The 13268-nt window shown below is 52.2% G+C and carries 11 protein-coding genes; 8 read left to right on the top strand and 3 right to left on the bottom strand.

Features of this window, described 5'->3' with window-relative positions:
• Positions 1-321 precede the first annotated feature (321 nt).
• From H8K47_RS05510 to ilvA, 3 genes are read right to left on the bottom strand one after another with little or no spacing between them, the layout of a single operon-like run.
• Positions 322-900, bottom strand: coding sequence for a hypothetical protein (locus H8K47_RS05510; protein ID WP_222612733.1), 579 nt, complete (start codon positions 898-900; stop codon positions 322-324).
• Positions 901-958: 58 nt separating this feature from the next.
• The gene (gene queF / locus H8K47_RS05505; protein ID WP_186880423.1) at positions 959-1807 is read right to left on the bottom strand and encodes an NADPH-dependent 7-cyano-7-deazaguanine reductase QueF; all 849 of its coding nucleotides are present in this window, start codon (positions 1805-1807) and stop codon (positions 959-961) included.
• A 47-nt stretch (positions 1808-1854) separates the two neighbouring features.
• On the bottom strand, positions 1855-3390 hold the full coding sequence (gene ilvA, locus H8K47_RS05500) for a threonine ammonia-lyase, biosynthetic (protein ID WP_186880422.1): 1536 nt from the start codon (positions 3388-3390) through the stop codon (positions 1855-1857).
• Positions 3391-3587: 197 nt separating this feature from the next.
• Here ilvA and H8K47_RS05495 point away from each other — a divergent pair, with 197 nt between their 5' ends.
• The 8 genes from H8K47_RS05495 to H8K47_RS05460 all read left to right on the top strand — a co-directional run bounded on the left by H8K47_RS05495 (position 3588) and on the right by H8K47_RS05460 (position 13194).
• Entirely contained in the window at positions 3588-4076 is a 489-nt protein-coding gene (locus H8K47_RS05495; protein WP_186880421.1) for a YqaA family protein, read from the top strand.
• Between the two features lie 181 nt (positions 4077-4257).
• The gene (locus H8K47_RS05490) at positions 4258-5547 is read left to right on the top strand and encodes a haloacid dehalogenase-like hydrolase (RefSeq protein ID WP_186880420.1); all 1290 of its coding nucleotides are present in this window, start codon (positions 4258-4260) and stop codon (positions 5545-5547) included.
• A gap of 430 nt (positions 5548-5977) precedes the next feature.
• Positions 5978-9952, top strand: a complete 3975-nt coding sequence (locus H8K47_RS05485; protein ID WP_186880419.1) for a DUF3683 domain-containing protein — start codon at positions 5978-5980, stop codon at positions 9950-9952.
• Positions 9952-10404, top strand: coding sequence for an HIT family protein (locus H8K47_RS05480; protein WP_186880471.1), 453 nt, complete (start codon positions 9952-9954; stop codon positions 10402-10404). Before H8K47_RS05485 ends, H8K47_RS05480 begins: the two co-directional genes overlap by 1 nt.
• The gene (locus H8K47_RS05475; protein WP_408057829.1) at positions 10401-10826 is read left to right on the top strand and encodes a gamma-butyrobetaine hydroxylase family protein; all 426 of its coding nucleotides are present in this window, start codon (positions 10401-10403) and stop codon (positions 10824-10826) included. The genes H8K47_RS05480 and H8K47_RS05475 overlap by 4 nt, the downstream gene beginning before the upstream one ends.
• Positions 10810-11403: an energy transducer TonB family protein gene (locus H8K47_RS18600; RefSeq protein WP_186880417.1), complete on the top strand. Its 594-nt coding sequence runs from the start codon at positions 10810-10812 to the stop codon at positions 11401-11403. Before H8K47_RS05475 ends, H8K47_RS18600 begins: the two co-directional genes overlap by 17 nt.
• A 118-nt stretch (positions 11404-11521) precedes the next feature.
• On the top strand, positions 11522-12256 hold the full coding sequence (ubiE, locus tag H8K47_RS05465; RefSeq protein ID WP_186880416.1) for a bifunctional demethylmenaquinone methyltransferase/2-methoxy-6-polyprenyl-1,4-benzoquinol methylase UbiE: 735 nt from the start codon (positions 11522-11524) through the stop codon (positions 12254-12256).
• A gap of 20 nt (positions 12257-12276) precedes the next feature.
• Positions 12277-13194: a Tim44 domain-containing protein gene (locus H8K47_RS05460; protein ID WP_186880415.1), complete on the top strand. Its 918-nt coding sequence runs from the start codon at positions 12277-12279 to the stop codon at positions 13192-13194.
• Positions 13195-13268: the final 74 nt, after the last annotated feature.

Here is a 13268-nt window from a genome sequence, read left to right as displayed (position 1 = left end):
TGCAGGTTCAAAATGAGGTTTGGACGGTATCACGACAACGTAAAAAACAAGGCAGCAACAAGATCAACAAAAAAAGTCAGCTGCATCCTGATCGGAATTAGCGACTCACATAATATGCTTCTTAGGACCTGTGTGGAAATGCAAACTGGTGTCAGTCTGTTACAGCGGTTACATTGCTTACTTCGCTTACTGATGTTCTGGCTGCTGTGTGTCCGTATGCATGGCAAGAACGGTAAGCACGCATGCCTGATCATTGTCTTACGTCATTGAATTGACACAAGGCAATGATCATCGCAAATACGGATGGCGTTCGTCAATCGTTTAGTTCAGATCGATGCGCACGAATAGCAATAAAACGTCACCATTGCCTTTGTTTTTAGAGAAACGTGGCACATACGCCGCCATCAGCTTGCTGTGACGGGTGCCGACCGAGGCGACTGGCAATACGGCGGGGAAAGGAAAGCCGCCGAAATAGTCTGTACGACTGATGAGTAAGCCAGTCGCACCTACTCCGACTTCCAGTTTTTCTGACAAAGGTTTAGTCCATTGATAGGCATAACCAAGCATAGGCTGAGGTTTGAAATGAGAGTCTGAAATCACCATGCCATAGATGGATTCTTCATTATCCTTTTCATCGCGCATGACTTTGCTAAAACCCAGTCCCCAGGCGCGTTCATTCAACTCAGCGATACGTTCTGCGGTATAGGTGTTGCGTCCATGGTGTGCGTAACCCGATAACATCAGGGACAGCTGTCCATTGTCATATAAGCCTACGGCCTTGTTTTTATATTTTTCCCACCAGCTGGTATCGGTATTTTCTTCTGCCATTGCAGCCAGTGGTAAGGCGGCGGCCAGCACCAGGCTGACGCGTAGCAGGGTTTTTGTGAAATAAGACTTCATGGGTCCTGTGTCGTAAGTAGTTAAAGGATGAGGATGGGTTGTATGCAGGTCAGCATGCTTATTGACGCGCATTGCGTGCATTTCCCGGTGCCTGAGCAGTGGAGAAATTGCTGCGCCACGGATTGATGTCCAGGCCACCACGTCGTGTGTAACGTGCATAGACGGACAGTTTCTGCGGCTGACACTGGCGCAGGATATCGACAAAGATGCGCTCCACGCATTGTTCGTGAAACTCATTGTGATTGCGGAAGCCGATCAGGTAACGTAACAGGCTCTCCTGATCGATTTGCGGACCGACATAATGAATTTGCACACTGCCCCAGTCTGGCTGGCCAGTGACCAGGCAGTTAGACTTAAGCAGGTGCGACACCAGTGTTTCTTCGACGATCGCTTCATCGTGGTTAGCACGTAATAAATCCGGTGCCGGATGATAGCTATCGACTTCGATATCCAGCCGGTCAAGTACAGTGCCACTGAGTTCCTGCATCTGTAACTGGGAAAACTGTTCCGGCAAGGTCAGGCTGACCGAGACATAAGCACCGGCTGCGGCAGTCAGATCGCGTTGTAAAGTATGGATCAGTGTATCCGTATCCGCCACCTTAGTCTGGTTAAAGGAATTCAGATACAACTTAAAGGACTTCGATTCAATGATGTTTGGCGAATCTGCCGGCACGTGGAAACGAGCAATTGCAACTTGTGGCTTACCGCGTTGATTGAGCCAGGACAGTTCATAGCCATTCCAGATATCCACCCCAAAGAAAGGCAGGGTGCCACTGATGCCGATTTCCTCGCGTTTAGCGCTGCGCGGAATCGGAAACAGCAGGGATGCGTCATACTCCGCCTTGTAGGTGGCGACTTTGCCCAGCTGGGATTGTTCCGGTGAATTCGGTGTGTGGTCTTGTGTCATGATCTTAAAGTTTTAAAGCGCTGACTGTTCTTAACGCCGTTGAGAACTTAGCCTAAAAATAATTTGTATACCGGATTCTGACTTTCATCCCAGTAGCGATAGCCCAGCGTGGACAGGAAAGAGCGGAAATCCTTCATTTCTTTTTTTGGTACCTGCAAGCCGACCAGGGTGCGGCCATAGTCAGCTCCATGATTACGGTAGTGGAAGAGGCTGATATTCCAGTTCGGTGCCATGCTGTTTAAGAAACGCATCAGTGCACCGGGACGCTCAGGGAATTCAAAGCGATACAGCAGCTCATTCTGGGCCAATCCACTCTTTCCGCCGACCAGATGGCGGATGTGCAGTTTAGCCAGTTCATCATGGGTTAAATCTAAAGTTGGGAAACCATGTTTCTCAAAATTTTTGGCGATCTTGCTGGATTCCAGCTTGTCATTGACCTGAATGCCGACAAAAATATGCGCCGCTTTATCGTCGCTGATGCGATAGTTGAATTCGGTCACATTACGTGCGCCCACCAGTTCGCAGAAACGACGGAAACTGCCGCGCTCTTCGGGTATGGTTACCGCAAATACGGCTTCACGTGCTTCACCGACTTCGGCGCGCTCAGCGACAAAGCGCAGTCGGTCAAAATTCATATTCGCACCGCAGGCGATGGTGACCAGGGTTTCGTTTTTGAGTGGTTTCTTTTGCGCTTTAGCGCGCTCGATATAGGCCTTGCAGCCTGCCACCGCCAGCGCACCGGCTGGCTCCAGTATGCTACGGGTATCCTGGAAGACGTCTTTAATCGCCGCACATACCGCATCGGTATCAACAGTGATGACTTCATCGACATACAGTTTCGCCAGGCGGAAGGTTTCTTCGCCCACCAGTTTCACTGCCGTACCATCTGAGAACAGGCCGACATCGTTCAGCGTTACCCGTTTTCCGGCAGCCAGACTGCGGGCCATGCCATCAGAATCGGTGGTTTGCACACCGATGATTTTGATGTCGGGGCGAATCGCTTTGACATAAGCAGATACGCCGGCGATCAGACCACCACCACCAATCGCAACAAAAATAGCGTGAATCGGGCCAGCATGCTGGCGCAAAATTTCCATGCCCACCGTACCCTGACCGGCGATCACATCCGGATCATCGAAAGGATGGACAAAGGTGAGTTTGCGTTTTTTTTCCAGTTCCAGCGCATGGGTGTAGGCATCGGAATACGAGTCACCATGCAGCACGATTTCCACCAGTTCGCCACCATGCGCACGTACCGCGTCGATTTTGACTGGCGGGGTGGTGGTTGGCATCACGATCACTGCTTTGCAACCACGTCGTTGGGCGCTGAGTGCCACGCCCTGCGCATGATTGCCGGCAGAAGCGCAGATCACGCCCCGCTTGAGCTGGGCAGCATTCAAATGGGCGATCTTGTTATAGGCACCGCGAATCTTGAAGCTAAACACACTTTGCATGTCTTCGCGTTTGAACATAATTCGATTATCCATCCGGGCTGACAGGCTGGGTGCGAATTCCAGCGGAGTTTCAAAAGCCACGTCATAGACGCGTGCAGTCAGGATCTTTTTCAGATAATCAGTGCTCATATGCGTTCAGGTTGAATCCAAGCTTAGTAACAGGCTCAGTTGGGTTGATAATAGCGGTAGTGAAGCGTCTATTATAATGGATGCGGTTTTGAGACTAGCAGGCTGAATGTAAATCGCTTGGTCAGGCTGGAATTAAAACGGAATTAAAACGGAATTAAAACGGAATTGAAACAGAATGAAAGCTGAATGGATGCTGAATGGATGCACTGATACACTGGATTTTTGAGGTTCTGGCTGTGCCCGAGGTGGGGCTGCTATCAGTCTTCATTGTTAGTTTTATTTCGGCAACATTGTTGCCCATGGGTTCGGAACCCGCCGTGTTCGCGGTCATTAAAGCCAATCCTGAACTATTCTGGCTGGTGATCGCGGTTGCTACCGTTGGTAATACGCTGGGCGGAGCGGTGGACTACGCGATGGGGTACGCGGCAGAAAAGGCTTTTCACAAAGAGCGTAGCAGTTTCTGGTTTGGCTGGCTGGAAAGGTTTGGCCCCCAAACCATGCTGCTGGCCTGGCTACCCATTATCGGTGATCCGATTTGTACCCTGGCGGGCTGGCTCAGGCTGCCATTCTGGCCCAGCGTGATGTATATGGCCATAGGGAAATTTTTACGATACGTCACGATCACGTTTTTATTGCTCAAGGTGCCAGATGGCTTTTGGCGCCATTTATTGGAACTGTTTTCCTGAAAACAGGCTGACCTTGAGTCAGGATTCAGGTAGTATTTTGCTATTTGTTTCCGTGTAGTATGTTTTTTTTGTCGTAACAATGTCATGAATCACTGACATACTCGCGGGTTACGCATACAGCAGGTCAGCGTGGACGCGCTGGTCAGTATTTCGTTTCACTATCTTTTAAAGGATCATAACGATGCAACACACAGACAAACCACGTCGTGGCTTTATTCAGGGATTGATGGCAACGGCAGCTGGTGCCGCGTTGGCTGCACCTGCGCTGGCTCGCCCAGTTGCAGCTGCACCGGCCGTCATCCTGGACAGTGCGAAATGGGCACCGCGCAATCGTGAACTGATCGCTGCATTGATCGCCAAACATGGCATTACCAGCAAGAGCTACAATCCGCAACGTAAGCCTTACGCCGTGTTTGACTGGGATAACACCAGTATCATGAATGACTGCGAAGAAGCGCTGCTGATGTATCAGATCAACCAGCTCGCTTTCAAACTGAGCCCGGCTGAATTCTCTGCGATCGTGCGTCAGAATGTTCCGGCTGGTAATTTTGCGCCTGACTTCAAAAATGCGGCCGGTAAAGTCGTTGATCTGGAAAGCATTTGTACTGACCTCGACAGCGATTACGCTTTCCTGCACGCGAATTACAAGGGCATGGCGGGTAGCCGTACGCTGGAAGACATCGTGACGACTGAGCAATTCCTCGATTTCCGCGCCAAGCTCTACTTCCTGTATGAAGCGGTGAATGATACTCACGGCGTCAATGTCGGCTATCCATGGGTGATTTATTTCTTCGCCAATATGACAGTCAGCGAAGTGCGCAAGCTGGCGGAAGCCTCGCACGACACCAATCTGGGCATGGGTCTGGTCAAGGCTAAATTCACCAGCCCGGCTTCCTTGCCAGGCAAAGCCGGTGTCATCACAACCTCACATTCCCAGGGGATACGCCTGTGCACCGAAGTGGCGACACTGATGGATACTTTCCGTCACCATGGTTTTGATGTTTATGTAAGCACCGCTTCGCTGGAAGATGTGGTCGCAGAGTTCGCAACCAATCCTAAATACGGTTACCACGTCAAGCGTGAAAACGTACTCGGCCTGCGTCTGGAGCAAGATGGTGAAGTGTATAAAAACGCTTACCGCAAAAACTGGACACTGAACTGGGGCCCGGGCAAAACGATCGTGATTAAACAAGAGCTGGTTGCAAAGAAAGGCTACGGCCCGGTATTTGTTGCTGGCGACAGCGATGGCGACTACGACATGCTGCGCGACTTCCCGGAAACAGAAGTCGGCCTGATCGTGAATCGCCTGAAAAAAGGCAAAATCGGCGAATTGTCCAAAGCTGCCGCTGACGCACTCAAAGAAGCGCATCCACGCTTCCTGCTGCAAGGCCGCCAGGAATCGACCGGCAACTGGTTGCCTGTAGAAACGACCCTGAAGTTAGGTAAGACCGCAGCAGCTTTGCTGGGCTAATTTAACGGGCTGCCAGCGCATTCATGCTGGTTAGTAGAAAACCCTCAGCACACAACTGTAGCTGGGGGTTTTTATTGCTTGCTTAGCTGAATGTGCATGCAGTATGGATGGTGTGCATAGCGTATGCACACCGTCGTTTCGCTACGGCTGTCATGTGTAGAAATGATCGATTTTTTCCATCATTAGATTTTGTGTGATGGATAAATTTTCATTTAATTTGTCAAAATAAGGCGGGATGGCGGAATAAACTTTGGTCAAATGCCACAAAATGGGGGCATAGCCGTACAAACTTCAAGGCTGTTGCCGCATGGTGCATCGCAATAAGTTAGAATGAGCCTTTGAGAAACCTCAGACGGAAGCAAGACTGTACGCTGGTGTTGGTTTGCCGGCAGCCTGTCTGCGCTGTCTGCCATCGTCTAAGCCGCCGCACATGAACGCTCCAGTCCAGATACCCACCCTGCATGCCGAGACGCCGCAGGGCGCTTTACCTACCCGTGTCCGGGAAATTCCGTATAACTACACCTCATTTTCAGATCGTGAAATTGTGATCCGCTTACTCGGCGAAGATGCCTGGTCTTTGCTGGATCAGTTGCGTGGTAAACGTCAGACCGGACGTTCTGCACGCATGCTGTATGAGGTGTTAGGCGATATCTGGGTCGTGCGCCGTAACCCGTATTTGCAGGACGATATGCTGGATAACCCCGGACGGCGTCAGGCATTGATCGATGCGTTGAATCACCGTTTGGCTGAAGTCGAAAAACGTCGCCTGAATACCCAGAATGATGATGCTGAACGCAGCAATAGCGTGGAAACGCTGGTGCTGGCTGCGCGCAAAGCAGTGGCGGATTTTGCGCGTGAATTCCGCGATACTTATGATTTGCGTAAAAAAGCCTGCCGTTTGCTGGCACGCTATACCGCCAAAGACAATATCAAATTTGATGGTCTGAGCCGCGTCTCACATGTGACGGACGCGACGGACTGGCGCGTCGAATATCCGTTTGTGGTACTGACGCCGGACACCGAAGATGAGATGGCAGGCTTAGTCAAGACTTGTATCGAACTTGGGCTGACCATTATTCCACGCGGCGGTGGCACTGGTTATACCGGCGGTGCGATTCCGCTCACACCGATGTCAGCCGTGATTAACACGGAAAAACTGGAAACGCTGGGAGCGGTAGAAATGACGCGCTTGCCAGGTGTGGATCGCGACTATGCGACCATCTATTCCGGCGCAGGGGTAGTGACCAAGCGGGTGTCGGATGCGGCAGAAAAAGCTGGTTTTGTATTCGCAGTCGACCCAACGTCGGCTGAGGCGTCCTGCGTAGGCGGCAATGTGGCGATGAATGCCGGTGGTAAGAAAGCCGTGTTATGGGGCACTGCGCTGGATAATCTGGCTTCCTGGAAAATGGTCGATCCGAATGGCGACTGGCTGGAAGTCACGCGTCTGGAACATAACCTGGGCAAGATCCATGATGTGGAGCTGGCAAAATTCCGGCTGGAGTGGACCCATCCCGGCGACAAGCAGCCGTTCAAAACCGAGCAGTTAGAAATCAAAGGCCGGGTATTCCGCAAAGAAGGCCTGGGCAAGGACGTGACTGACAAATTCCTGGCGGGTTTGCCGGGTGTGCAAAAAGAAGGCTGTGACGGCCTGATTACTTCTGCGCGCTGGATTCTGCACAAAATGCCGAAATTTGCGCGCACTGTTTGTTTGGAATTTTTTGGACAGGCCAGAGATGCGATCCCTAGCATCGTCGAAATCAAAGACTATCTGGATGGCGAAAGCAAACAGGGCGGCGCCATACTGGCCGGTCTGGAGCATTTGGACGAACGTTATTTGAAGGCTGTGGGTTACACCACCAAATCGAAACGTGGCGTGTTACCGAAAATGGCTTTGTTCGGCGATATCGTCGGCGATGATGAAGATGCGGTAGCCAAGGCAGCTTCAGAAGTCATACGCATGGCGAATACCCGCGTGGGTGAAGGCTTTGTCGCGGTGAGTCCGGAAGCACGTAAAAAATTCTGGCTGGACCGCGCTAAAACAGCCGCCATTTCCAAGCACACCAATGCCTTCAAAATTAACGAAGACGTGGTGATACCGCTCAATCGTATGGGCGAATATACCGATGGTATAGAACGTATCAATATCGAATTGTCGATACAAAATAAACTCGCCATGCTGGCTGAACTGAAAGCATTTTTCAGTAAAGGCAATCTGCCGCTGGGTAAGAGCGAGGATGCCGATGGTGATGATATTCCGGCGGCTGAATTGCTGGAAGACCGGGTATTGCAAACCCAGGCATTACTTGATGCGACTCAGGCGCGCTGGACTTATTTACTGCAGCAACTGGATAAGCCTTTGCGTGAAGCACAGTCCGAATTAATGCAGCTGGGCCTGGAAAAACTGGCAGCGAATTTCGAAGAAAGGCTGCAACGCCAACACGACGCGACTGTGTTCTCGCTGGTACAGGACAGAACCATACGTGTGTCCTGGAAAAACGAATTACGCAGCCCTTTACGTCAGATTTTTAACGGTGCCGCATTCCGCCTGATACTGGATGAGTGCGTCGCTTTGCATAAAAAAGTGCTGCGCAGCCGTGTGTTTGTCGCCTTACACATGCATGCGGGTGACGGCAATGTGCATACCAATTTGCCGGTGAATTCGGATGATTATGCAATGCTGCAGGTGGCGCATCATGCGGTGGCGCGCATTATGGTACTGGCACGTTCGCTCAATGGCGTGATTTCGGGCGAGCATGGCATCGGTATCACCAAGCTGGAATTCCTGACTGAAGAGGAAATCCGCGACTTCCGCAGCTATAAGCAAAGAATCGATCCTGAAGGCCGCTTCAATAAAGGCAAGCTGCTGAATCTGCCTGAGTTTGCCGCAGATTTACGCAATGCCTATACGCCTTCGTTTGGTCTGATGGGGCATGAATCGCTGATCATGCAGCAAAGCGATATTGGCGCGATTGCCAACAGCGTCAAGGATTGTCTGCGTTGCGGTAAGTGCAAACCGGTGTGTGCCACCCATGTGCCGCGCGCGAATCTGCTGTATTCGCCGCGTAATAAAATTCTCGCGACTTCCTTGCTGGTCGAAGCCTTCCTGTATGAAGAGCAGACCCGGCGTGGAATTTCGATCAAACACTGGGATGAGTTCTCGGATGTGGCCGATCACTGCACGGTCTGCCACAAATGCGTGAACCCCTGCCCGGTGGATATCGACTTTGGGGATGTCTCGATGAATATGCGCAATCTGCTGCGCAAAATGGGACAGAAGAAATTCAATCCGGGTACCTCGGCTGCGATGTTCTTCCTGAATGCAACTGACCCGGCCACGATTAATGCGACCCGTCAGGTCATGGTCGGGCTTGGCTATAAAGCACAGCGCTTCGGTCATGATTTACTGAAGAAACTGGTGAAGAAGCAGACTAAGGCACCACCGGCAACGGTAGGCCGCGCTCCGGTCAAAGAGCAGGTCATCCACTTCATCAATAAGAAAATGCCGGGCAATCTGCCTAAGAAAACTGCGCGTGCCTTGCTCGATATTGAAGATGATAAAGTGGTGCCGATTATCCGTAATCCGCACACCACCAATGCCGATACCGAAGCCGTGTTTTACTTCCCCGGCTGTGGCTCGGAAAGACTGTTCTCACAGGTAGGTCTGGCGACGCAGGCGATGTTGTGGAATGTCGGTGTGCAGACGGTGCTGCCACCTGGTTATCTGTGCTGCGGTTATCCGCAACGTGGTAACGGCCAGTTTGATAAGGCTGAAAAAATGATGACAGATAACCGCGTGCTGTTTCACCGCATGGCGAATACACTCAATTATCTGGATATCAAAACGGTAGTGGTGTCTTGCGGTACTTGCTATGACCAGCTGGCGACCTACGAGTTTGATAAAATTTTCCCGGGCTGCCGCATTGTCGATATCCACGAATATCTGATGGAAAAAAATGTACGTCTGGAAGGTGTGACCGGTACCCGCTACATGTATCACGATCCCTGCCATACGCCGATGAAATTGCAGGACCCGCTGAAAACCGTGAACGCGCTGATTCCAGCCGCCAATGGTATGCAGAAGATAGAGAAAAATGAACGCTGCTGCGGTGAGTCCGGCACGCTGGCAGTCAGCCGTCCTGACATCTCTACGCAGATACGCTTCCGCAAAGAAGGTGAAATGCAGCGTGGTGCCGATAAGCTGCGTGCGGATGGCTTTAGCGGCGATGTGAAAATCCTCACCTCCTGCCCGTCCTGTATGCAAGGCCTGTCGCGCTATAACGATGACAGTGGCACCGAGGCCGATTACATCGTGGTCGAAATGGCGAAACATATACTGGGCGAGAACTGGTTGCCAGAGTATGTGGAAAGAGCGAATAGCGGTGGAATTGAAAGGGTATTAGTGTGATGCAGCCTGTTCAGCTTGAAACCGTGCCCGGCTGTGAATTATGTACCGCCGCGCAGGCGCAGCTTATTGCGAGCAGCGCTAACTGGCGCGTGATTTTGGTGGATGATGCGAATTATCCTGGCTTTTGCCGCGTAATCTGGCATCAGCACGTTAAAGAAATGACCGATTTGTCAGAGGCAGAGCGGCAGGAATTCATGCAGGTGGTGTGGCAGGTGGAAGCTGCACAGCGTGAAGTGCTGCTGCCGCATAAGATCAATCTGGCCAGTTTTGGTAATATGGTGCCGCATTTGCACTGGCACGTGATTCCGCGCTATCTGGATGATGCTCATTTTCCGAATCCGGTCTGGGCTGCAGCACAGACCAGCGGCCCTGCAGAAGCAATTCTGTCTGCCAGACGTGAACGCCTGCCGCAATTGATACAGGCCATACAACAGCGCTTATCCAGCAAATAACGCCAATGAATATAGCTAAACCACAACCGACTTCACTCAATGCGCGTACCCAGTCGCGCGTCCTGGAAATCAGCTTCGACGATGGTCGTAGCTTTGTGTTGCCATTTGAACTGATACGCGTGTATTCGCCCTCAGCGGAAGTACGTGGTCACGGCGTTGGACAGGAAACCCTGCAGACCGGTAAGCGCGAAGTGGGCCTGGTGGGCATAGAGCCGGTCGGAAATTATGCGGTGCGCCCCTTGTTTTCTGACGAACACAGTTCAGGGATTTTCACCTGGGAGTACTTATACTGGTTGGGCGAAAATCAAACCCAGCTGTGGCAAGACTATCTGCAAAAGTTACAGGCCGCAGGGCATCCGGGCGAGACTGGCCGTGATGCACCGATGATTAGTGCAGGACGTGCCTGTGGCAGCGCTCACTAAGCGCTTGTTACAGGCTGGACAGCGGCAAGTGCAGCGTCACGGCCGCACAGCCAGCGTCAGCGTGGCCGGGGTGCTGCTGATGAGTGCCTGCAGCAGCATTTCCGATGCGCCCTCTGACCGTAGCGGGTCTGCGCCTGGCGCTGCCAACCCTGCCATCAGTTCTGGCAATACGAATGCTGCTCCAGCTGAGATACAAGCACGTTCGCTACCACCACCGGCACCATCGCAGGCGGGCAGCATAGAAATGTATAAGCGCGAGGTGGCGCAGCGCGTTTATGCCAGTTTCCCGTCTTATGTGTATCAGGAACAGCCTCAGCCTTTGCTGCGTGCAGTGATCGTGTTGCGTTATGTGGTGAATGCCGATGGCAGTCTGAGCCGGGTGGAACTGTTGCGTGGTAACGGTGACCGTTTTGCAGAACAGCGCGCCATGCAAAGTCTGCGTCAGGCAGCGCCGTTTGGCAAACCACCAGCAAAGTTAGTCCGTGGCGCAAGACTGGAGCTGTCTGAAACATGGCTGTTCAACGACGATGGCCGTTTCCAGGTGCGCAGTATCGCCTTACCTCAGCGCGCAGAGTAGGCGGCACTTGCGCTGTACAGCGGGCGACCGGGCTGGCACGCTGGCCAGTATTGACCAAAATCCATGCCGTTTGCGGGCACTTCCCCTATAATGCGGCATCGCAAAGGAGTCAGAAATTATGAGCAATACCACCCATTTCGGTTACACCACAGTCGAAGAAAATCAAAAAGTACACAAGGTTGCGGAAGTTTTCCATTCTGTGGCGGCCAAATACGACATCATGAATGACGTGATGTCAGGTGGCCTGCACCGCATCTGGAAAATCTTCACTATTGCCCAGGCTGGCGTGCGTCCCGGCTTTAAAGTGCTCGATATCGCCGGTGGTACCGGTGATCTGACCAAGGAATTTGTGAAGCAGGCTGGCAAGACAGGCGAGGTCTGGCATACCGATATTAATGAGTCGATGTTACGCGTGGGCCGCGATCGCCTCTTGAATAAAGGTCTGATCACCCCCACTTTACTGTGCGATGCAGAGAAATTGCCTTTTCAGGATAATTACTTTGATCGCGTCACGGTCGCTTTTGGTTTGCGTAATATGACGCACAAAGAGCAGGCGCTGGCAGAAATGCGCAGGGTGTTAAAACCGGGCGGTAAATTGCTGGTGTTGGAATTCTCTAAGGTGCCTGAAGTATTGCAAAAGCCGTATGACTTGTATTCATTCAAGATACTGCCGTGGATGGGGCAGAAAATCGCGGGTGATGCAGATAGTTACCGTTATTTGGCCGAATCTATCCGTATGCATCCGGATCAGGAAACGCTGAAAGGCATGATGGAAGCGGTCGGTCTGGAAAAAGTACAGTATTTCAATTTGACGGCAGGTGTGGCCGCATTACACACCGGTATCAAACTTTAAGAAGTGAAGGAGTCACAGCAATGAAGAAATTTTTACTCGCCATGCTCATGGTCGCCAGCACCCTGGCAATGACGGTGACGGATGCTGATGCGAAACGCCTTGGTGGCGGTGGGTCTTCCGGACGCCAGTCACAAAATGTATCGCGTCAGGCGACGCCAGCTGCACCTGCGAATCCGGGCAATGCGGCCAATCAGGCCAAGCCAGGTGCGCCTGCTGCTGCACCGGCATCTGCTGTACCACCTAAACCGGCGACACCATGGAAAGGTATCGTCGGCGGTCTGATCGGTGGCGCCTTGCTGGCGGGTGTCTTGTCCCACTTTGGTCTGGGTGGTGCAGTCGCCAGTATGCTGGGTTCGCTGCTGACGTTCGCGGCCATCGGTTTCCTGATTTTCTTCCTGTTCCGTCTGTTCCGTGGCAATAAAGCAGCACCGGCGAATGCCTTCAGTCAGCCAGCGTATGCCGGCGTGCCACAGGCGCAGAGCTTCAGTCAGCCTCAGTCCGAACCTCAGGCTTATCAGTCCGCGCAGACCCAGACCGTAGTTGATCCGAATGCGGGTTCCTGGACGATTCCTGCCGATTTCGATGTGCCTGGCTTCCTGCGCAGTTCCAAGTCGTATTTCATCCGCTTGCAAGCGGCCTGGGATAAGGCGGATATCAATGATCTGCGTGAATTTACCACCGGTGAAATGTTCGCTGAATTGAAATTGCAATTGCAAGAACGTGGTGCCAGTGCGAATGTGACCGACGTGGTCAGCATCGACGCCGATTTGCTGGGTATTGAACAGGTGGGCAATGATTACCTGGCCAGCGTGAAATTCACCGGTATGATCAAAGAAGCGGCGAATGCGCCGACCGAGCCTTTCGCCGAAGTCTGGAACCTGTCTAAACCTGCCAATGGTCAAGGCGGCTGGGTACTGGCAGGGATACAGCAAGTCTGATCTGCTACTTAACAACAGTGCGGACAGGTCGCAGCTAATTTGTGTCTATCAGCTGATGTAGATCCAAGACCTGC

It is taken from the genome of Cognatundibacterium rugosum (assembly GCF_014284365.1).
GTDB classification, from domain to species: domain Bacteria; phylum Pseudomonadota; class Gammaproteobacteria; order Burkholderiales; family Burkholderiaceae_D; genus Undibacterium; species Undibacterium rugosum.
The sequence above is the reverse complement of the archived record's forward strand: the minus strand, read 5'-3'. Positions and strand labels throughout refer to the sequence as shown.